The organism is Streptomyces sp. Ag109_O5-1 (genome assembly GCF_003814875.1).
Lineage (GTDB): Bacteria > Actinomycetota > Actinomycetes > Streptomycetales > Streptomycetaceae > Streptomyces > Streptomyces sasae.
This window is the reverse complement of the sequence record NZ_RKQF01000001.1, coordinates 10,991,982-11,012,158: the sequence shown is the minus strand read 5'-3', so window position 1 is coordinate 11,012,158 and position 20,177 is coordinate 10,991,982. Positions and strand designations below refer to the sequence as shown.

20 protein-coding genes are annotated in these 20,177 nt (G+C 71.0%); 11 read left to right on the top strand and 9 right to left on the bottom strand.

Going from position 1 to position 20,177, the window contains the following annotated elements; all coding sequences use genetic code 11:
* Window positions 1-110 precede the first annotated feature (110 nt).
* On the bottom strand, window positions 111-1,169 hold the full coding sequence (locus EDD90_RS50110) for a glycoside hydrolase family 5 protein (RefSeq protein WP_123979819.1): 1,059 nt from the start codon (window positions 1,167-1,169) through the stop codon (window positions 111-113).
* A 257-nt stretch (window positions 1,170-1,426) separates the two neighbouring features.
* Here EDD90_RS50110 and EDD90_RS50105 point away from each other — a divergent pair, with 257 nt between their 5' ends.
* The 5 genes from EDD90_RS50105 to gap all read left to right on the top strand — a co-directional run bounded on the left by EDD90_RS50105 (window position 1,427) and on the right by gap (window position 6,761).
* On the top strand, window positions 1,427-2,533 hold the full coding sequence (locus EDD90_RS50105; protein WP_398928090.1) for a LacI family DNA-binding transcriptional regulator: 1,107 nt from the start codon (window positions 1,427-1,429) through the stop codon (window positions 2,531-2,533).
* 244 nt (window positions 2,534-2,777) lie between these two features.
* Window positions 2,778-3,761 (top strand): aldo/keto reductase, encoded by a 984-nt coding sequence (locus tag EDD90_RS50095; protein WP_123979815.1) that lies wholly within the window; start codon window positions 2,778-2,780, stop codon window positions 3,759-3,761.
* Between the two features lie 51 nt (window positions 3,762-3,812).
* Window positions 3,813-4,589, top strand: a complete 777-nt coding sequence (locus EDD90_RS50090; RefSeq protein WP_123979813.1) for a bifunctional 2-polyprenyl-6-hydroxyphenol methylase/3-demethylubiquinol 3-O-methyltransferase UbiG — start codon at window positions 3,813-3,815, stop codon at window positions 4,587-4,589.
* Between the two features lie 63 nt (window positions 4,590-4,652).
* Complete coding sequence (locus tag EDD90_RS50085; RefSeq protein ID WP_123979811.1) at window positions 4,653-5,609, top strand: GlxA family transcriptional regulator; 957 nt, start codon at window positions 4,653-4,655, stop codon at window positions 5,607-5,609.
* 156 nt (window positions 5,610-5,765) lie between these two features.
* The gene (gene gap, locus EDD90_RS50080) at window positions 5,766-6,761 is read left to right on the top strand and encodes a type I glyceraldehyde-3-phosphate dehydrogenase (RefSeq protein ID WP_123979809.1); all 996 of its coding nucleotides are present in this window, start codon (window positions 5,766-5,768) and stop codon (window positions 6,759-6,761) included.
* 321 nt (window positions 6,762-7,082) lie between these two features.
* Here gap and EDD90_RS50075 read toward each other — a convergent pair whose 3' ends face one another.
* On the bottom strand, window positions 7,083-8,012 hold the full coding sequence (locus EDD90_RS50075) for an NAD(P)H-binding protein (protein WP_123979807.1): 930 nt from the start codon (window positions 8,010-8,012) through the stop codon (window positions 7,083-7,085).
* 184 nt (window positions 8,013-8,196) lie between these two features.
* Here EDD90_RS50075 and nthB point away from each other — a divergent pair, with 184 nt between their 5' ends.
* The 3 genes from nthB to EDD90_RS50060 are packed head-to-tail and all read left to right on the top strand — an operon-like array spanning window position 8,197 to window position 9,820.
* Window positions 8,197-8,862, top strand: coding sequence for a nitrile hydratase subunit beta (gene nthB, locus EDD90_RS50070; RefSeq protein ID WP_123979805.1), 666 nt, complete (start codon window positions 8,197-8,199; stop codon window positions 8,860-8,862).
* Complete coding sequence (gene nthA / locus EDD90_RS50065; protein ID WP_123979803.1) at window positions 8,859-9,458, top strand: nitrile hydratase subunit alpha; 600 nt, start codon at window positions 8,859-8,861, stop codon at window positions 9,456-9,458. Before nthB ends, nthA begins: the two co-directional genes overlap by 4 nt.
* Window positions 9,455-9,820, top strand: coding sequence for a nitrile hydratase accessory protein (locus tag EDD90_RS50060; protein WP_123979801.1), 366 nt, complete (start codon window positions 9,455-9,457; stop codon window positions 9,818-9,820). The genes nthA and EDD90_RS50060 overlap by 4 nt, the downstream gene beginning before the upstream one ends.
* Before the next feature lie 69 nt (window positions 9,821-9,889).
* Here EDD90_RS50060 and EDD90_RS50055 read toward each other — a convergent pair whose 3' ends face one another.
* Genes EDD90_RS50055 through EDD90_RS50050 form a run of 3 tightly spaced genes read right to left on the bottom strand, consistent with a single transcriptional unit; the run spans window position 9,890 to window position 11,493 of the window.
* Complete coding sequence (locus EDD90_RS50055) at window positions 9,890-10,621, bottom strand: MBL fold metallo-hydrolase (protein WP_221305160.1); 732 nt, start codon at window positions 10,619-10,621, stop codon at window positions 9,890-9,892.
* On the bottom strand, window positions 10,618-10,959 hold the full coding sequence (locus EDD90_RS56525; protein WP_221305159.1) for a hypothetical protein: 342 nt from the start codon (window positions 10,957-10,959) through the stop codon (window positions 10,618-10,620). The genes EDD90_RS50055 and EDD90_RS56525 overlap by 4 nt, the downstream gene beginning before the upstream one ends.
* Window positions 10,960-10,962: 3 nt before the next feature.
* The gene (locus EDD90_RS50050) at window positions 10,963-11,493 is read right to left on the bottom strand and encodes a carbonic anhydrase (protein WP_123979799.1); all 531 of its coding nucleotides are present in this window, start codon (window positions 11,491-11,493) and stop codon (window positions 10,963-10,965) included.
* Window positions 11,494-11,749: 256 nt separating this feature from the next.
* On the opposite strand from EDD90_RS50050, the gene EDD90_RS50045 reads away from it, so the two are divergent.
* Genes EDD90_RS50045 through EDD90_RS50035 form a run of 3 tightly spaced genes read left to right on the top strand, consistent with a single transcriptional unit; the run spans window position 11,750 to window position 13,780 of the window.
* Window positions 11,750-12,499: an EthD domain-containing protein gene (locus EDD90_RS50045; protein WP_185149507.1), complete on the top strand. Its 750-nt coding sequence runs from the start codon at window positions 11,750-11,752 to the stop codon at window positions 12,497-12,499.
* A gap of 7 nt (window positions 12,500-12,506) precedes the next feature.
* The gene (locus EDD90_RS50040) at window positions 12,507-13,358 is read left to right on the top strand and encodes a PaaX family transcriptional regulator C-terminal domain-containing protein (RefSeq protein ID WP_185149506.1); all 852 of its coding nucleotides are present in this window, start codon (window positions 12,507-12,509) and stop codon (window positions 13,356-13,358) included.
* Window positions 13,359-13,408: 50 nt separating this feature from the next.
* On the top strand, window positions 13,409-13,780 hold the full coding sequence (locus tag EDD90_RS50035) for a VOC family protein (RefSeq protein ID WP_123979793.1): 372 nt from the start codon (window positions 13,409-13,411) through the stop codon (window positions 13,778-13,780).
* Between the two features lie 6 nt (window positions 13,781-13,786).
* On the opposite strand, the gene EDD90_RS50030 is transcribed toward EDD90_RS50035, so the two are convergent.
* The 4 genes from EDD90_RS50030 to EDD90_RS50015 form a co-directional block, all read right to left on the bottom strand.
* A complete protein-coding gene (locus tag EDD90_RS50030) occupies window positions 13,787-14,278 on the bottom strand; it encodes a nucleotidyltransferase domain-containing protein (protein WP_185149505.1) in 492 nt (163 codons plus the stop codon).
* Between the two features lie 70 nt (window positions 14,279-14,348).
* The gene (locus EDD90_RS50025) at window positions 14,349-15,944 is read right to left on the bottom strand and encodes a serine/threonine-protein kinase (protein ID WP_123979789.1); all 1,596 of its coding nucleotides are present in this window, start codon (window positions 15,942-15,944) and stop codon (window positions 14,349-14,351) included.
* Window positions 15,945-15,987: 43 nt separating this feature from the next.
* Complete coding sequence (locus tag EDD90_RS50020) at window positions 15,988-17,583, bottom strand: hypothetical protein (protein WP_123979787.1); 1,596 nt, start codon at window positions 17,581-17,583, stop codon at window positions 15,988-15,990.
* A 115-nt stretch (window positions 17,584-17,698) separates the two neighbouring features.
* A complete protein-coding gene (locus EDD90_RS50015; protein ID WP_123979785.1) occupies window positions 17,699-20,173 on the bottom strand; it encodes a SpoIIE family protein phosphatase in 2,475 nt (824 codons plus the stop codon).
* Between the last annotated feature and the right edge of the window lie 4 nt (window positions 20,174-20,177).

Below are 20,177 nucleotides of genomic sequence, written 5' to 3'. Positions count from 1 at the left end.
CCAAGGGGCAGCGCCGAGAACATCGCGCCTCGCCGGTGGCCCGTCGGGGCCGGTGAGACGTGCCGCCGGGCCGCGGTGCCCGTGGCGCGCCGCGGCCCTCCCGGAGTCGGTCAGCCGCTCACCGGCCTGCCGCGGCCCCATGCCCAGGCGAGGCGGTCGGCGCCGGACTGGTTGGTCGTGGCCAGCCAGGGGCGGGACGGGTCGCCGATCAGCTTCTGGATCGAGTACGTGTCGTCGGTGCGCAGACCGGGCCAGTACACCGAGCCCATGCCGAGCTTGCGGAACACATCCGTGTCGGCCTGGATGAAGTTGACGGAGTTGTCGTCGGGAGCGGGCTTGTTGTAGTCGAGGCCTGTGGTCATCGGGGCGCCGAACTCGTCGGCGACGGTGCGGCCCGCGCAGTCACCGAGGCGCTCCTTGAGGTCGGACACCCACTGGTCGTAGGTCGCGTAGCTCTTCCAGAAGCCGTAGTGGTGGAGGGAGAGATAGGTGCCCTTCAGTCGCGGGTCGGCGCAGACGCTGGTGACGTGGTCGTTGTAGCCGGCGCCGCTGACGAAGACCCGGTTGTGCGGGACGGACGGGTAGGTCGCCAGCCACTTGGCGGCGATGTCGGCCCATTGGGCGTCGGTGTAGCCGTGCGGCTCGTTCATCGGCTCGAAGTAGACGTGCGGGTCGTGCCGGTAGGCCTTCACGACGGTGTCCCACATCGGCCAGTAGGTGGCCTCGTCGTCGATGAAACCGTCCTTGTTGGCGCCGGTGCCCTCCCAGTAGGAGACGATCACCTTGAAGCCCTGGGCGGAGGCCGCGTCGATGACTCCGCGGTACGACTTCCAGTACGAGCCGCTGACCGTGTACGGGTTGATGGGCAGCCGTACGGTGTTGGCCCCGAGGTTGGCGCGGAACGCCGCGATCACCCGGGTCGCCTTGGCGTAGGTCTGGGCGTAGGTGTCCGAGAGGGACAGGCCGGAGAGGACCACGGGGTCGTCGGCGTAGTTGTCGCGCGGGTCGGCCCAGTTGACGCCCTTGAACTGGCTGGTGCCGTGGCCCGGTACGGCCGCGGAGGCCGGGCTGCCGGTGAGGGTCGTGGCACCCACCGCGGCGATCGCGACCGCCGCGAGGGCGGCGCGGGTACGGGGGGTGACACGGGTTCTGGCGGGGGTCTTGCGCATCAACGTGCCCTTTCAGGAGACGGCGGCTCGACGCAGGGGCCCATGGGCCCCGGACCACGTGTTTACGTAAACATCGACGCGGCGCGTTTACGTGAACATCTGCTGTGCGCCGGAGCGGCGGGATCTCCGCCTGGGCTGGTCACACGGCGATGTTTACGTAAACTCGAAAGCGTCGGAATCGTGGCATCCGCCCCTGCGGCCGTCAAGGTTTCCGGTCCCGACTTCCCGTGCATGAAGGAGATTTGAGGGGTGGGGCGATGGACCTGAACGAGCCGGAGCAGTGGGTTCCACCGGCCGCGGGCAGTGCGCGGCGGAGCGGGTCCGGCGTGCCCGGCGGGCGCCGTAGGCAGCGGGTCTCCATGGCCGACGTCGCCAAGCTCGCCGGGGTCTCGTCGCAGACGGTGTCGCGGGTCTCCAACGGCCACCCGGGGGTGGTCGGTTCCACCCGGGAGCAGGTGCTCGCCGCGATGCGGGAGCTCGGCTACCGGCCCAACAGCGCCGCGCGCGCCCTGCGTTACGGCCGGTTCAACACCATCGGCGTGATCCTGTTCAGTCTCTCCTCCACGGGCAACAGCCGTACCGTGGAGGCGATCGCCACGCATGCGGCGGCAGAGGGCTACGCGATCACCCTCATCCCCATCGACGTGGCCACCCAGGACAACGTGCTGGGGGCCTTCACGCGGATGGGCGAGCTTGCGGTGGACGCGGTCATCGTCATCATGGAGATCCATCTGCTCGACACGGGCACGGTGCAACTGCCGCCCGGCGTCCATGTGGTGGTCGTCGACTCGGACGCCGGGGACCGCTACAGCGTGGTCGACACCGACCAGGCCGACGGCGCGCGCAAGGCCGTACGGCATCTGCTGGATCTGGGGCACCGGACCGTATGGCATGTGACCGGTCCCGAGACGTCGTACGCGGGCCAGCGGCGCACACAGGCCTGGCGGGCCGTGCTGGAGGAGGCGGGACGGCCGGTTCCGGCGCCGCTGCGGGGAGACTGGTCGGCCGAGTCAGGTTACGCGGCCGGGCTCGCGCTCGCCGAGGAGCCCGACTGCACCGCCGTGTTCGCGGCCAACGACCAGATGGCCCTGGGTCTGCTGCGCGCCTTCCACGAACGGGGCCTGGCCGTTCCGGCGGACGTCAGTGTCGTCGGTTTCGACGACACCCCCGACGCCGCCTTCTTCATCCCGCCCCTCACCACCGTCCACCAGGACTTCGCCGAGGTGGGGCGGCGCTGTGTCCAGGGAGTGCTCCGCCAGATCCGCACCCGCGACGACTCCCGCCCCGGCACCGACCTCGTCCCGACCCGTCTGGTGATCAGGGACAGCACCGCACCGCCGCTCGGCTCACCGGGCCCCGGATAGCCCGTCACGGTGCCGACGTCCGTCAGCCCTGCGTGGTGTGCCGGCGGTGATGGCCGTGAGGGCGTGGTGGAGGGTCGAGCCGTTGGTCGGGGGCTCGTCCCAGCGGGCGGCGATGTGGCCGTCGGGGCGGACGAGGAGTGCGCCGCCGTGCGGGCTCCGTCGGTGGAAAACCAGTTGGAGCGGGGTGGCTCCGTGGGGAGACTGGTGAGCCGGACGGTGTCGCCGGATGGGGAGGACCTGCCGGATGAGGATGGTGCGGCTCGGGCAGAGCACGGTCGAGGTGTCGGAACTGGGTTTCGGCGGCGGACCGCTCGGGGGGCTCTTCGCGGCCGCCGACGACGACACCGCCGCGGCGACGCTCACCGCGGCCTGGTCCTCGGGCATCCGCTATTTCGACACGTCCCCGCACTACGGCATCGGGCACTCCGAGCGCCGGACCGGTGAGTTCCTGCGCCCTTTGCCGCGTGAGGAGTTCACACTGTCGACCAAGGTCGGACGCCTCCTCGTGGAACAGGATCCGGCCGGACGGCGCGACGAGAGCTTCAACGTGCCGGCGACGCACCGACGGGTGTGGGACTTCTCCCGCGAGGGTGTGTTCCGCAGCGTCGAGGACTCCCTGACCCGGATGGGCGTGGACCGGATCGACATGCTGTTCCTGCACGACGCCGAGAAGCACTTCGACGTGGCAGTGCGCGACGGCTACCCCGCGCTGGCGGAGCTGCGTGCCCAGGGCGTGGTCGGCGCGATCGGGGCCGGCATGTACCACCCCGGCATGCTGACCCGGCTGGTGCGGGAGACCGACGTCGACGTGGTGATGCTCTCCGGCCGCTACACGCTCCTCGACCACAGCGCCGCCGACGATCTGCTGCCCGCCTGCGCGGAACGCGGCGTCTCCGTGCTGGCCGCCTCGGTCTTCAACTCGGGCGTGCTGGCCACCGCGCACCCCGCCGAGGGAGCGGCCTTCGACTACGCGCCCGCCCCGCCGGAGGTCCTGCGGCGGGCTCAGGAGATCGCCGCCGTCTGCGAGGCGCACGGCACGACCCTTCCGCAGGCGGCCATGGCCTTCCCGCTGCGGCACCCCGCGGTCGCGGGCATCGTGGTCGGCATGCGCTCGCCCGAGGAGGTACGGCACAACGTCGCGTCGTTCCGGGCGGCCGTACCGGAAGGGTTGTGGGCGGACCTTCTGGAGGCCGGCCTGCTCGACGAGCGCGCCGCCTTGCCGGCGTGAGCCCGGTACGCGGCCGGCTGCGGTGGCTTCGCAGAAGGCGAGGTCGATGAGGTGACCGACGAATGCTTTCGGGAACCGCGACTCGCCGCGGTGTACGACGCCCTCGACCCCGACCGCGGCGACCTCGACGCGTACGTCCGGCTGGCGGACGGGTTCGGGGCTCGCCGGGTGCTGGACATCGGGTGCGGGACGGGTGTGTTCGCGCTGCTCCTCGCTGGCCGGGGCGTCCAGGTGGTCGGCCTCGATCCCGCGGCCGCGTCGATCGAGGTGGCGCGGGGGAAGCCGGGCGCCAGGCGGGTGCGGTGGATCTGCGGTGACGCGACGGCGCTGCCGCCGCTCCGGGTCGACCTCGCGACCATGACGGGGAACGTCGCCCAGGGCATCGTCGATCGGAGGGGCTGGCGGCAGACCCTGCGCGGGGCGCACGCGGCGCTGCGGCCGGGCGGGCGGCTGGTGTTCGAGACGCGGGATCCGGCGCGGCGGGCCTGGGAGGAGTGGGAGCGGGCGGCGCCGTATCGGGTGACGGAGGTCCCGGGGGTCGGGACGGTCGAGAGCTGGGTGCAGGTGACCGAGGTGGCGGAGCCGCTGGTGACGTTCCGGTGGACCTATGTGTTCGCCTCGGACGGGCAGGTGCTGACGTCGGATTCGACGTTGCGGTTCCGGGAGCGGGAGGAGGTCGAGGCGGATCTGCTCGCCGAGGGGTTCGTGATCGACGGCGTTCGCGACGCGCCCGACCGCCCGGGGCGGGAGTTCGTGTTCCTGGCGCGTCGGCCGGAGGAAGCGGCCGACGAACCGCACAGGGTGAGCCGGACGGAAGAAGAGCTCTGACCCCGTCGGGGCCGGCGGGCGGGCCGCTCAGGACGCCGGTCGTGTCCTCGTACCCTGTCTGACGTGCCTCCCATCCGCCTGCATCGCGTCGCCGTCCTTGTGCTGGAAGGGGCAAAGCCCCTCGACGTCGGGATCCCGGCGCAGGTGTTCACGACACGGGCGAGCATGCCGTACGAGGTACGGATGTGCGGGGCGGCGCCCGGTCTGGTCACCGGCGGTGACGGGCTGTCGTACCACGTCGCCCATGGTCTCGACGCGCTGGAGTGGGCGGAGATCGTGTTCGTGCCCGGGTACCGGTTCCCGGACCGGGAGGATCCGCCACCAGCCGTCGTCGCCGCGCTGCTCGCCGCCCACGAGCGGGGCGCGCGGCTGGCCGCCATCTCTACAGGGGCGTTCGCGCTCGCCGCGACCGGGCTGCTCGACGGCCGGCGCGCCACCACGCACTGGCACTACACACGGGCGCTCGCCGAGAAGCATCCGCTCGTCAAGGTCGACGAGAACGTGCTGTTCGTCGACGAGGGCAGTGTGCTGACGTCGGCCGGTGCCGCCTCGGGCATCGACCTGTGTCTGCACATCCTGCGCGGTGATCTCGGGGTGGCCGCGTCCAACCACGCGGCCCGGCGGCTGGTCGCGGCCCCCTACCGCAGTGGGGGTCAGGCGCAGTACGTGCCGCGCAGTGTGCCCGAGCCGCTTGGCGAGCGGTTCGCGGTGACCCGGGAGTGGGCCCTGCACCGGCTCGGCGAGCCGCTCACCCTGGATGCGATGGCCCGGCACGCGGGGGTGTCGGCGCGGACGTTCTCGCGGCGCTTCGTCGAGGACACCGGGTACACGCCGATGCAGTGGGTGATGCGCGCCCGGATCGACCTGGCCCGTGAGCTGCTGGAGCGGTCGGAGCGGAGCGTCGAGCAGATCGCCGGCGATGTCGGTCTGGGCACCGGGGCGAATCTGCGGCTGCACTTCCAGCGGATCCTCGGTACGACGCCGAGCGACTACCGGCGGACTTTCACGAAGGGGGAGTAGCGGCCGGCCCGGCGAGCCGACGGGCTGGCGGGCTGGCGGGCTGGCGGGCTGGCGGGCTGGCGGGCTGGCGGGATCCTTTCGAACCATGGCGATCTCGCCGCTGTCGGAGGCCGGTGCGGCCCGCGAACCTGGTGGCGTAGCGAAGGGACGCCACTCATGACTCGTATTGCCATCAACGGATTCGGCCGCATCGGACGCAATGTGCTGCGCGCGCTGCTGGAGCGGGACAGCGGCCTGGAGGTCGTCGCCGTCAACGACCTCACGGAGCCCACCGCGCTCGCGCGACTGCTGGCCTTCGACTCGACGGCGGGCCGCCTCGGGCGTCCGGTGAGCGTCGACGGGGACGTCCTCGTCGTCGACGGCCGGCGTATCAAGGTGCTCGCCGAGCGCGAGCCGGCCCAGCTGCCGTGGGCCGAGCTCGGCGTGGACATCGTGCTGGAGTCGACCGGCCGCTTCACGTCGGCGAAGGCCGCCCGGGTCCACCTGGACGCGGGTGCGAAGAAGGTGCTGGTCAGTGCGCCGTCGGACGGTGCCGACGTCACGCTCGCGTACGGCGTGAACACCGACGCCTATGACCCGGATGTGCACACGGTCGTGTCCAACGCCTCGTGCACGACGAACGCGCTCGCGCCGCTCGCCGCGGTTCTCGACGAGCTCGCCGGTATCGAGCACGGGTTCATGACGACGGTGCACGCGTACACGCAGGAGCAGAACCTGCAGGACGGCCCGCACCGCGACCCGCGCCGCGCCCGTGCCGCCGGTGTCAACATCGTGCCGACCACGACGGGTGCGGCCAAGGCGATCGGCCTGGTGCTGCCGAACCTCGACGGCAAGCTGTCGGGTGACTCGATCCGGGTGCCGGTGCCGGTCGGCTCGATCGTCGAGCTCAACACGACGGTGTCCCGTGACGTGACGCGTGACGAGGTGCTGGCGGCGTACCGCACCGCGGCCGAGGGGCCGCTCGCGGGCGTCCTCGAGTACTCGGACGACCCGCTGGTGTCCTCGGACATCACGGGCAACCCGGCCTCGTCGATCTTCGACTCGGCCCTCACCCGGGTCGACGGCCGCCACGTCAAGGTCGTCGCCTGGTACGACAACGAGTGGGGCTTCTCGAACCGGGTCATCGACACGCTCGAACTGCTCGCGCGCTAGCACGCAAAGCGGTCGGACACCACCGGGTGGCCGACCGCTGGGGAATCCACGGTGCCGCGACGTCGGTGATCGTTTCCCACGGCCCCGACCGGGAAGGCTCCGACCAACGACAAGGTGGGGGCCCAGCGGGGCTGCACCGTCGCGCCGTACGTCCGGCTGCACTGCGGCGCAAGGCCCACTTCTCGCGGCCTACGCCGATGCACCGCGGCCGTCGCCCTGGTCCGTGGGACGTGGCCCGGACGTGGATCCGCCTCGGTGTGGCCGCTCCGCCCCGGCGGCCCTGCCCGGCCGACCTCGGCGGTGCCCGGACGGCGAGCGGCTTCAGCGAGTGAACAGCTCGGGGTTCTCGCGGACGAAGTCGGCCACTCCCGCGGCGGGCCGCCCGAGGACCTCTGCCATGCCGTCCGCCTGGCGGTCATAGCGGCCGGCCAAGTGCAGGCGAGCCATGGTGGAGATGTGCTGGAGGACATGGTCCGGCAGTCCCAGCGCCCCGAGATCGTTGTCGAGCCATTCCCGCAACGGGACGTCGGTGTAGCCGACCGTGCGGTGCAAGGCATCGGAAATCTCCGCGGCCAGAGCCGCGACGTCCTGTGATCGGGGACCGGTCAGCTCATAGGTCCGGCCGATGCGCCCGGCCGGATCGGCCAGAATCTCCTCGACGACCGCGGCAACGTCACCGGCCGCGATCGGGGAGGTTTTCGCCGTGCCGAAGGGCCACCTGATGGTGCCGTCCTCGGCGATCGAGGAAAACACGGTCCGGATGAGCGGGTTCTCCATGAAGACGGTGGGCCTGACGTGGACCACGGGCAGGCCTGACCAGTCCAGAACCTGCTCGACCAGCCACTGCTGACGATGCTGATGCGACTCGGAGCCGCTGGTGGCGTCCATCTCGGAGACGGTCAGCTGCGACATGTTCACGAACGCCTCCAGCCCTCCGTAGGCGCGAGCGACCGTCGCTGTGGTCACGGCGGCCAGCAGATACTGCGCCGATACGGCCATGCCGAAATACATCCGACCGCAGCCGTCGAGGGCGTCGGCGACATCACGGGCCCGCGTCAGATCTCCGACCACGACGTCGGCACCCGTCGCGCGCAGCGCCTGGGCACGGTCGTCGTCCCGGTGCACCAGAGCACGGACCTGGAGCCCCCGGCGCCGTAGGCCTTGGACCACGGTCCTGCCGACGGCCCCGACGCTGCCCGCGGCACCGGTCACCAGAACGGGCCGCACACCTGCTTCCGGGCTGTAGTCCATGGTGGCAGCCTGCGGGCCGCCCGACCAGGGCGCAACCGGGCTGACGGCAATGAGCCCGACGCATCCGCGGCAGGCGCCGCGACCAGCGGGTCGGAGCGGAGCTCTCACCGTGACGCCAGAGACGTCACCCAAATACAATTCATCTAGCTATGCCCGCTATTGTCGGCAAAAGAGAGGTCCGGCCATGGACGGTATTGCCGACATGGGAGGAGTCCCGGGCTGGGGCTCCATGCATCCGCCGAGACGACATGAGCCTGTTTTCGCAGAGCCCTGGGAAGGCCGGGCGTTCGCGCTCGCGATCCTCTCGAACCGGGTGTCCGGGGGAAACCTGGACTCCTTCCGGCACGCGCTGGAGCGCCTGGACCGAGCGCACTACATCGACGACGGCTACTACGGGCGCTGGCTCAACGCCGGAGAGCTGAGACTCCTCGACAGCGCCATCCTGGCACCCGGTGCGGTCGACGCCCGCGCCCGCAACCTCCGCGGCGAGCACGTGGCGGAGCCCCCGGTCCCGGAGCCGGCCAAGCCCGACTACGCGCCGACCGCCGAGGGCACGCTGCGCTCCCTCGACAGCGCGCCCGCCTTCGCCGTCGGCGAGCGCGTGCGCGCCAAGGACATGTCGCCGCCCGGCCACACCAGACTCCCGCACTATGTGCGAGGGCATGCCGGCGTCGTCGACATCGTCCAGCCCGCCGGCGTGCTGCCGGACACCAACGCGCACTTCCTGGGCGAGAACCCGCAGTACGTCTACTCGGTGCGCTTCGACTCACATGACCTGTGGGGCACCGACGCCGAGCCGTTCGAAGTCACCGTAGAACTGTTCGAGAGCTATCTGGAGACCCCCTCATGACGACCACCGCCGGATCGGCCGAGCACCTTCCCCCGGCCCTGCGCACCGAGGCGCTCGAGCAGTTGCTCACCGAACGGGGCCTGATCGACCCGAAGGCGATGGACGGGCTCATCACCACCTATGAGTCCACCATCGGACCGCTCAACGGCGCGAAGGTCGTCGCGAGGGCCTGGACGGACCCCGAGTACCGCCGCCGGCTGCTCGAGGACGGCACGGCCGCCATCAGGGAACTGGGCTTCGGAGGGTTCCAGGGCGAGCACATCGTGGTGGTGGAGAACACCCCCACCACGCACAACGTGGTGGTCTGCACCCTGTGCTCGTGCTACCCCTGGCCAGTGCTCGGCCTACCGCCGAGCTGGTACAAGGATCCCGCCTATCGCGCCCGGGTGGTGAAGGAACCGCGCGCGGTGCTGTCCGAGATGGGACTCGAACTGGCCCACGATGTACGGATCACCGTCCGCGACTCGACCAGCGAGGTGCGCTGGCTGGTGCTGCCCGAACGGCCGTCCGGCACCGAGCACCTGACCGAGGAAGAACTCGTGGCGCTGGTGACGAGGGACGCCATGGTCGGCGTGGCCAAGGTGGCGGCACCGTGAGCGCGCCTCTGGACATCGAGGGCCCCGCCGCACCGCCCCGCTCCAACGGCGAGCTGGTGTTCGCCGAGCCGTGGGAGAGCCGCGCCTTCGGGATGGCCGTCACCCTGTACGACGCGGGAGCGTTCACCTGGCCGGAGTTCCAGGCGGCGCTGATCGCCCGGATCGCCGCCTGGGAAGCCTCGGCGGAGCGGGACGAACCGCACAACTACTACGGGCTCTGGCTGGCCGCCCTGGAGGATGTGCTCACGGGCTTGTGCGCCGTGACCACGGACGAGGTCACCACACGCGCCCGATCCCTGGCCCGACGCCCCGCGGGCCACGACCACCGTGACCACTCCGGCCACCACGACCACTCGCACTGACCGCAGCACGCTCCGGGTGTTCTCCGCGCCGACGGGCCTCGCCCGCCTGCCGCACCGGTCGAGCCGGGATCAGCCAACAGCCCCCTGTGGGGCGCCGAGTGTGTAGGTGGTTCCGACGCTGGTCTGCGCCCATGCGTCCGGGAGCGCCGCGGCGAGGGCGTGCTGGGCGCGCCAGCCGGTGCAGTGACCGGGGACGATCAGCTCGGGTGCGAGTTCGGTGAGCGCGGCCACCGTCGGGCCGATGACCGGCTCGAAGGCGGGGCCGCTCAGGTGGAAACCGCCGATGAGGGCAAGCAGTTCACCGACGCCGGTCAGTCTCATGGCGTGGCGGATGATGTTGACCACTCCGGCGTGACCGCACCCCGTGATGACGACGAGTCCCCGGCCGCGCACGTTGACGACGAGTGCCTGGTCGTCGATGACGGCGGGGTCGTGCCGCCAGCCGTTCCCGTCCCAGGCCTGGTGCGCCGGCGGCATGCCGTGCTCGAACTCGGTGACGCGGTCCACCTCGCCGGTGATCAGGATGCCGCCGGCCAGCAGGGACGGCTGCCGCCGCTCGATCACCTCGAACCCTTCGCGTTCCAGGGCGCCCCGTGACAGCGTGGGCATCTCCAGCCCCTGAACGGCGGGCAGTGCCAGGCGGCGGCGGGTCCAGACCGCGGGGTGGGCGGTCAGCGGCAGGCCGGAGCGCCCGCGCAGCCGGGCCAGGCCTTCGAAGCCGCCCGCGTGGTCGAAGTGTCCGTGGCTGAGCACGACGCCCTGCAGGCCGCCGACATCGACACCGAGACGCTCGGCGTTCACCGCCAACCGTCCGGCGACGCGCCGGTGTCGAACAGCAGCGTGCTGCTCGCGTTCCCGCTTCGGACGGTGAGCAGGGCGGAGAAGCCGTGCTCGGCACGCAGCCCCGCGAGGGCCTCGCCGCCGGCGAACTGCCGCGCCGCGGTCCGCCCGGCGCCCAGCGACGCCCGGGTGACGCCTTCGGCAGAAGCCAGCAGGGCGTCGTAGGTGTTGTCGACCATCGTCGTGACCCTGACCTCGTCGACCTCGGGCAGCGTCACCGGGTCGACAGCCGGTCCCTGCGCGAGGCGAGGCGCCGACCACGCCGCCTCGGCCGCCGAGTGCCCGTGATCGTCACACATGCTTCATGCGTCCACTCGCGCGGGCGGGACGACGACGTCGATGAGCCCGGTGGCCACGTCGTACACGAGCCCTGAGACGAAGACTCCGGCCGGAAGCTTCCGTTTGAGGCTTTCGACGTCGACGCGGACGGCGGCGACCGGGTCGGTGACCGCCTTGGCGTCCAGGTCCCCGGCCGGCACTTCGAAGTAGTCGGCCAGCAGCTCGGGGAAGGCGGCCAGGTCCGTGATCCCGCAGTCGGTGTGATGCAGGACCGCGTAGTGGACGTCGCCCGGGCGAGGGCCACCCGTACGGGCCTGCACGACCTTCGCCAGCATCCCCAGCGTCCGGAGTGTCTCGGGCGTGACCCGCCCTCCGACGTTGCGGATCACCGCTGCCTCGCCGAGCTTGAGCCCGAGCACGTCGGACGGGTCGACACGAGGGTCGACGCATCCGATGACCGTCAGACTGCCACTGGGCATGAGCTTGAGGCCGGCGAAAGATCTGCCGTCGGCGAACCCTGCGTTCCGCTCGGCCAGCTCGTCCGCGTCGATCACTGTGACGGCACCCCCTCTTGCTCTGAGCCTGGACTCCCGGTGGCGCCGACGACGACCTCCAGTTGCCGCCAATCCTGGACCGCCGCCGCCTCCCGTGCCAGGCGACTCCGCGGCACATCGCGACCATGCGGATCAGCTCGGCAGACAGGTCGACACATAGGACATAGGACATAGGACGTGGTGTTGCAGATTTTTGCGATTCCACAATTTTATGCCATACATTTGTCTCCTCGGGTCTCGCCACGAGGAGGTTGTGATGATCAAGCTGGTGGCCGCCGTGCGGCGCCGTCCGGGGATGACGCATGCCGAGTACGCCGACTACGTCCGCGAGGTGCACGGTGGGATAGCCGTCGCCAACAAGCTGACCCTGCGCAAGTACGTCCAGAACCACGTCTTCGACAGTGCGTACGGCGCGCTCGGCGACACCGGCTACCAAGTGACACTGCCGCGCGACTCCGTCACGGAGCTGTACTTCGACAGCCTGGAGACGATGGGGCAGACCTTCACCGACCCGTACACCCGTGAGGTCGTGGGCCCCGACGGAGTCAACTTCAGTGATCTGCCTGCGGCGTTGAGCCTGCTGGTGGCGGAGGAGCGGGCCGAGGTGCCGCAGCCCGGGCCCGGTGCGGTCAAGGTCCTGTACTTCTTCAAGGCCGCTGAGGGCATGGAACCGAGCGTGTTCCAGGAGCGCCGGCAGCACGCCCATGAGGAGGTGCTCGCCGATCCGTCCGGTGCCGTCGCCCGCCACCTGCGCGGCTACGAATGGAACCCGGCCCTTCCCGCCGGCGACGACGGCGGCTACTTCGGGGGTTCCGGACAGCCCGCGTACGAAGGCTATGCGACGCTGTGGTTCGACGAAGGGGAGGCGGTCGCCGGCATCCGGGCGTACGAGGCGGGGCTGGCCCGGCACACGCAGGAGCATGGCGCCTTCCACCTGCCGTCGCTGTCGTTCTTCCTGCTCACCAGGGAGATCGTCATCTTCGACGACACGGAGTCGCTCGTATGATCGCCCCATGAGCAAGCAAGGCGATGTGACGAGCGCCGAACGGCACGTCGTGCCCCAGGAAGTGGCGCTCGCCTTCTTCGGCCTGTGCGTGTTCGGCCAGGGCGCCACCCTGCGGGAAGTCGATGTGCGGGTCCCCACCCAGGTGCTGCTGGCGGTGCTGGGGAGGCTCGGTACGTCCGACACGGCGACCCGGGCCGCCTTGAACCGCATGGTCAACCGCGGTCTGCTGGCCCGTCACAAGGACGGCCGTACCAGCGCGTTCGAACTCACGCCACGGGCGCGCACGCTGCTCGCGCAGGGCCGGGACCGGCTGTTCTCCCCCGCTCCCTTCGACCACGAGCCCGGCGTCTGGACGGTCCTGAGCTGCCCGCTGCCCGAGACCCTGCGCAATGTGCGCTACCAGCTCCAGACCCGGCTGACCTGGGCGGGCTTCGGCGCCGTCCAGTCCCATGTGTGGGTCGCCCCCGGCCGCGTGGACGTCGAGGCCATGATCGGGGATCTGCTGACAGCGGATGTGCGCCATCTCGCCCAGGCGTTCCACGGCACACCGACCGCGCCCAGCGATCCCGCGGAACTCGTGGACAGGGCGTGGGACTTGACTGCGCTGCGGGCGGCTCACGAAGACTTCCTCGACCGCTGGGAGCGGGCCGAGCCGGGCGCCGGGGAGGCCCTGCCGCAGTTGCTGCTGCTCATCGACGACTGGGGGCGGCTGCTGCGCACCGACCCGGGGCTGCCCGCGGCGCAGCTGCCCGGGGACTGGCCGGCGGCCCGATCGGCCGGCACGTTCTCGCGGCTCCGCCACCGGCTCGGTCCGGGCGCGGAGACGGAGATCCAGGGGCTGCTGCGTCCGGCCGCCTGAGATGCCGCCGCGTCCGGCCGGTTGTCGGACCCTCCGCCTACGATGCCCGCATGCAGCCACATTTCACCGGCATCTCCCTGATCACCGACGACGTTCCGTCCCTCGCCGCCTTCTACGCGGCGCTCCTCGGCACGCACGTCGAGGGCGGTGACCCCTTCGCTCGGGTGGCGGTCCCCGGTGCCGAGCTGTCGTTCTTCTCCGCCCAGGGCATGGAGTCGATGGTGCCCGGATCTGAGGCCGCCGGCACCCGCGGAGGCCTCACCCTGGAGTTCCGGGTCACCGAGGTGGACGCTCGCCACGAACGGCTGCTGTCCCAAGGCGTTCCCGTACTCAAATCGCCGACGACCCAGCCGTGGGGACGCCGTTCGGTGTGGCTTCGTGACCCGGACGGCAACATCGTCAATCTGTACCAGGACGCCTGACCGTGATCAGAAGTACGTGAGAATCCCGAAGACACGGCGGAGTTGGGCCATGTCGTGCCGGTCACGGGCCGAGGGCCGGTAGCCCTGATGGAAATACACCTGCTGCTCGGCCGACAGACAGGGGACGGCCGCTCCGCCGATCCTGCCGGTGACGAAGCACGAGGCGGGGTACCGGAACGGCCGGTCGGGCTCGAACGACGCCTGGACCGCAGCCCCGTCGTCGTCGAAGACCAGCGGATGCAGATCGATCTCCCGCCCGCCCGGGGCCGTGACCACGAACCGGACGGGCCGCTGGTCCGGGCTCTCCGCGAACCCCACGGCGGCAAGGGCTCCGACCACGGCGTCTTCCTGATCCAGCCGGTACATCAGATCCAGGTCGCGATGCTCCCGGGTCTGCTCACCGACCAGCGCGTCGATCCCCCAGCCACCGCCGACCCAGACATCGGCCTCCGCCCGCCACAGCAGGGCCAGCACGGACAGCACCTCGTCAGCCGTCATCACTCGACGCAGGCTAGAAGCGATCCCACGGGACGGCGAACTCTTTTCCGGTGACCGTCGTCGACCGAGCTCAGGTGTCGGCCGGCACCACCCTGGTGACCTTGCCCTTCGTGTCCGCCTGCACATAGCCGCTCTGGTTGTAGTCGTTGCTGAGGTAGACGGACATCCCTGCGGGATCGTGGAAGACGGAGTCCGGAACGTCCACAACCAGGTAACGGGCGTTCGGGTGGGGAACGTTGAGCTTCTTCTTCGCTTCGGCCAGTAGCGAGGGGACCTTGTCCCAGGCGAAGTTGTCCAGGCGGATGGGTGTGTCGCCGTCGGACAGGCCGCCGTTGATGATGTCCTTCTCCACGCCCCGGCCGGACCAGTAGGTGTAGCTGTCGTACGCGGTGTCGCTGCCCTTCACCATCACATAGGCGATGACATACCCCGGGTACACAGCGAGCTTGCCGAAGCGGTCCCGGCCGGTCTCCTTCTCGATGGCCGCGATCGCGGTGCGGATGCCCTGCGGGGTCAACAGGTCGGTCGTGGCGGTCTGTTGCGTGGCTGTGGAGGAGGCCGTGGATCCGGCCGAAGGCGATGTCTTGGTGGCCGTCGACCCGGAGCCCGTGGCCCCGGAGGCGTGCGTGCCCGAGTCCGGCAGCCGGCTCCAGACAAGGGCGCCCACGAGGGCCACTCCCGCGGTGGGGAGGACGAACAGCGTCCAGCGGCGGCGACCGGCGGTCACCGCAGTGGTGGGGCGGGTGACCTGCGGTGGCGCGGCCGGGGGCTGCAGGGGGAACGACGTGGGAGTCTCTGTCGGCGTCTGCTCCTGCGCCTGGCGCGCCACGACGGCCAGCATCCGCTCCAGTTGCCGGGCGTCCGGGCGGGCCTGGGGGTCGCGGACGAGGACGCGGGCGAGGACCTCCGTCAGGGGGCCCGCCTGGACCGGCGACGGTATGCCGTCGGTGAGGACCGCGGCGAGCGTCGCGAGGGTCGTGCCCCGGCGCAGCGGATGGTGGCCCTCGACGGCGACGTACAGCATCATCGCGAGCGACCAGAGGTCGGAGGCCGCTCCGCCGTCCTTGCCGGAGACGCGCTCGGGTGCCATGTAGTCGGGGGTGCCGATGACGGAGCCGGTGGCGGTGAGGGCGGTGGCGTCTCGGATGGCGGCGATGCCGAAGTCGGTGAGTACCGGGCGGCCGTCGGGGCGCAGCAGGACGTTGGCCGGTTTCACGTCGCGGTGCTCGATGCCGGCCTCGTGGGCGGCGCGGAGCGCGGCCAGCACTTCCAGGCCGATGCGCGCGGCCTCGGTCGGGTTCATCGGGCCGAGGGCGAGGCGGTCGGCCAGCGAGCCGCCGGTCACGAGTTCCATGACGATCCACGGATAGGTCCCGGGGCCGCCGTCGACGATGTGATGGATCGTCACCACGTTGGGGTGGTCGACGCGGGCCAGCGCGCGGGCCTCCCGCAGCACCCGCTCCCGCAGCTGGTGTGAGGCCTCGGGGTCGTACTCGGCGAGGCCGGGGTCGGACGGCCGTACCTCCTTGATGGCCACACTGCGGTGCAGTACCAGGTCGGTGGCCCGCCAGACCATGCCCATGCCGCCGCCACCGAGCCGTGCCACCAGCTCGAACCGTCCGTCGACAACCCGTCTCGCGGGGTTGTCTCTGCCCTCGTCGCTCATGCGCGGGAGCTTAGTTGGCGGCGCTGACAACCTCGCATTCCGCTCAGTAACTGGACCCCAGCGACTGTGTCGTGTAGGCGCACTCCGTGTAGACGTAGCCGTAGCTCAGTTTGGCGGTGTCGGAGCCCGCAGTGGCCGTGGTGTCGTTCTTCGGCTTGTGCACGAAGTACGTGGTGCCCGGGGGAAGGCTGATCGTGCGCTGGGGATAGTTCTTGCCGCTGTCGCTGCAGGGCTCCCAGCCGGGGATGATCGAGCTGGCGAACGAGTACGCCTTGCAGCTGCCGCATGCCTTCAGGGTGAAGCTGCCGGTGACCGGGCCGGTGTACAGGACGGTGATGTCGTCGGGGCTGTCGTTCTTGACGGTCACGGAGATGCCGCCGCCGCCCGCGGTGGTGGGCAGCTTCTTGCCGGCCGCCGGGAGGGTCTGGGCGACCTCGGCGCCGATGGCGATCTTCCGGGCGCGGTCGCGGTTCCCGTGGTGCGGGTTGTCGGTGACGAACTGCTCCATGGTCTGCTGCGCCTGCTCGAAGTCACCGTCCTTGTACTGCTTGACGCCGCACTCGTACTCCCCCGCGTCACCGCTGCTGTCAGCCCGGGCGGCGACCTTGGTCAGACCGTCGGCGCCAGCGGCGGCGCCGTTCGACAGCTGCAGGATCTGGGTGTTCAGGGTGTGCAACTGCTTGACTGCGGTGCAGGGGTCGTTCCCGGAGACCGCCTTCGCCGTCTTCTTCTCGGCCGTGTCGACGGCGGGGACGACCTTTGCCGCCTGGCCGGAGTCCGGGAAGGTGCTCAGGAGGTCGCCGAACCGGGTGACCCAGTCGTCTCCGCCACTGGTCAGGCCGTCCGCTCCGCACTCGTAGAGCGAGGTGGCCAGCCGGTCGTCGGGCCAGTGGGCGAGGGTGCCGAGCTGGTCCTTCGGTATGGATTCGGGGACCGTTCGCAGGTATTTCAGGGGTTCGACGGCCGTGCAGTAGTCGTTGTGGCTGTAGGCCGCCGCGACGGTCGTGTAGTAGGTCTTCAGACGGTCGGGGACCTGGGCGGCGGCGCGCGAGCCGGCGTGGTTGACGGCGAGGTCCCGGTAGACGGCCAGGGCGTCCTGGTAGTCGGACTTGCCGGTGGCGAAGGCCTCCTGGCCGGCCGCGGTGACCCGTTTGTCGGCGCGGTCGAGGCGGTCGAGGAGCGCGCGTTCGACGGCTTCCTTCTGTGCGCTGTCGTACCAGAGCGCACCGCCCACGGGTACGGCGAGGAGCACGACGCCCAGCGCCAGGGCGACGGGCTGCTGTCCGGGCCACACCAGGCGGGTGCGCAGGCCGACGGACGCGCCGTGGAGGGCCGCCAGCAGCAGGAGCACGGCGTAGAGGACGAGCGCGGCTCCGGGTACGCCGTCGGCGTCCGCAGGCAGGGCGACGAGCAGCAGGACGACGGTCGCCGCCAGGCACACGGCCATCGGGATGCGTCTTCGGACGAGCAGGTAACCGAGGCCGAGGCCGCTGAGGTTGAGAAGGGCGACGGCGGTGGCGCGCAGGGCGTCCGGCGGGGCGGGCGGCGGGGCCGACGGCATGGGCGGGACGAAGGGACCCGGGTTCGGGAATCCCGGTCCCTGGAAACCCTGGTTCGGACCGTACGTGTCCCCGGACATGGCGGCTCCCCCAATTGCTGCCGAATCCTTATGAATTGACAGCGTACGGCCAAACGTGCGATTTCGACAGGCCCCCGGCCCCCTCCTCTTGGACCGTGCCGGCGCCCTGGGCGCCTCAGGGAATGTCCGGCGGGATCTCCTGCTCGGCCCAGATGATCTTGCCCTCCCCTGTGTAACGGGCGCCCCAGCGGTGGGCGAGCTGGGCCACCAGGAAGAGTCCGCGGCCGCCCTCGTCGGTGCTGCGGGCATGCCTGAGCCGGGGTGCGGTGCTGCTGCCGTCGGCGACCTCGCAGGTCAGTCGGGCGTCACGCAACAGCCTCAGCCGGATGGGCGGTTCGGCGTAGCGGATGGCGTTGGTGACCAGCTCGCTGACGATGAGTTCGGTGGTCATGGCCAGTTCGTCGTAGCCCCACACCGAAACCTGGCGGGTCGCCCGGGCCCGGACGTCGGCGACGGCGGCCGGGTCGACGGGCACCTCCCAGGAGACGACGTGGTCGGCGCCCAGGGCGTGGGTGCGGGCCAGCAGCAGGGCGACGTCGTCGGGCAGGGGTACGGTGACCAGCTGCTGCACGGTGGCCGTGCACAGCGCGTCCAGTTCGGTGGCGGGGCCGGCCAGTGCGACACGGAGCCGGGACATGCCCTTCTCGACGTCCCGGTCGGCGCCTTCGATGAGGCCGTCGGTGTAGAGGCCGAACAGACTGTTCTCGGCGAGTTCGATCTCGGTGGCCTCGAAGGCCATGCCGCCCAGCCCGAGTGGTGGTCCGGCGGGCATGTCGGGGAAGTGGACCCGCCCGTCGGGTGCGACCACGACGGGGGGCGGGTGTCCCGCCCGGGCCATGGCGCACCGGCGGGTCACCGGGTCGTAGACGGCGTACAGGCAGGTCGCTCCGACAAAGGTGGTCGTGCTGCCGTCGGAAGCCGTGCCGCCGCTCTCCTCCTCCCCCAGTCGCAGCACGAGGTCGTCGAGGTGGGCGAGGAGCTCGTCGGGGGGCATCTCCATGTCGGCGAGGGTCTGTACGGCGGTGCGCAGCCGGCCCATGCTGGCCGCCGCGGCGAGGCCGTGGCCGACCACGTCGCCGACGACCAGGCCGACCCGGGCGCCGGACAGCGGGATGACGTCGAACCAGTCGCCGCCGACTCCGTCCGCCGCGTCCGCCGGCAGGTAGGAGGAGGCCACGTCCAGCGCCGTGCCCCCGTTCAGCGCCTGGGGCAGCAGGCTGCGCTGCAGGGTGACGGCCGCCGTGTGCTCCCTCGTGTAGCGGCGGGCGTTGTCGACGCAGACGGCGGCGCGCGCGACCAGTTCCTGGGCGAGCAGGACGTCGTCGGGCCGGAACGAGATCTGGTTGAGCGAGCGGGCGAACGTGGTGAGGCCCAGGACGGTGTTCCGCGCCCGCATGGGGACCGAGATCAGGGAGTGCAGGCCGAACTCCCTGATGCGGGCCGTCCGCGCGGGCTGCTCGGTGACCCAGAGGTGGTCGTCCGGGTCGAGCACCGGGATGATGATGGGCTCGCCCCTGATGAGCAGGTCGATGCCGTGCGGCGGGGGCAGGAAGTCGACCCGGTCGCCGATCCGCGCCACCGCCTCGGGGCTGCCCTCGCGCACGGTCTTGAGCGCGGCCCGCCGCATCGACGGTTTGGCGGGCGCCGGGCCCGCGTCGGTCAGCCAGGTGCCGTGTCCCTCGGTGCTGAGGACGGGCTCCAGGAGATCGACGATGACGAAGTCGGCGAAGCGGGGGACGGCGAAGTCGGCGAGTTCCTGGGCGGTGCGCAGCACGTCGAGAGTGGTACCGATGCGGGTACCTGCCTCGTTGACCAGCGACAGCAGCTGCCGGGCGTTCCACCGCTCGGTGACGTCGGAGACCATGTAGCAGACGCCGGTCACCGATCCGTCGGCGTCGACGAGGGGGAAGAACGAGGTGGAGTAGGCGCGTTGCCGGTGCGGGTCGGCCCAGCTCCAGCCGAGGTACTCGTAGTCGGTGACCGGCTCCCGGGTCAGGAGCACCTTACGCATCAGGCCCTCGATGGTGCTGGCCTGCAGTCCGGGCAGCAGTTCGCTGAGCCGGCGTCCCAGGCGCTGTTCCCGGGGGACTCCGCCGAACTGCTCCAGGGTGTCGTTCAGCCAGATGTAGCGCAGGTCCAGGTCCATCACGGCCATGCCGATCGGCGAGCGGGTGAGGAAGCCGTCGAGGACGGACTGGCCCATCGTCCACCGGGGCCGCTGCTCGCGGGCGGAGAGGAGGAAGCACTCCTCGCCGCCGATCCGGAAGGACGCGGAGATCCGCAGGTCGACGACGATGCTGCGGCCGTCGCGGTGCAGTACCGGGACGAGGCCGCTCCAGCCCATGCCGGAGCGGCAGCGCTCGGCGACACCCGCGGCGCGGGCCGGGTCGGGGCGCATGGCGAGCAGGCACCCCGCGGAGCGGCCGACCACCTTGGCGGCCGGGTGGCCGAGCAGTGCCTCGGCGCCGCGGGTCCAGCCGATCACGACGCCCCGGGACGACAGCACCGCCGCAGCGTCGCTGGAGGCGTCGAGGAGATCGCGCGGGCCCGCGGAGGTCGGCACGTCGAAGTCTTCTCGCGGAGAATTCATTGGT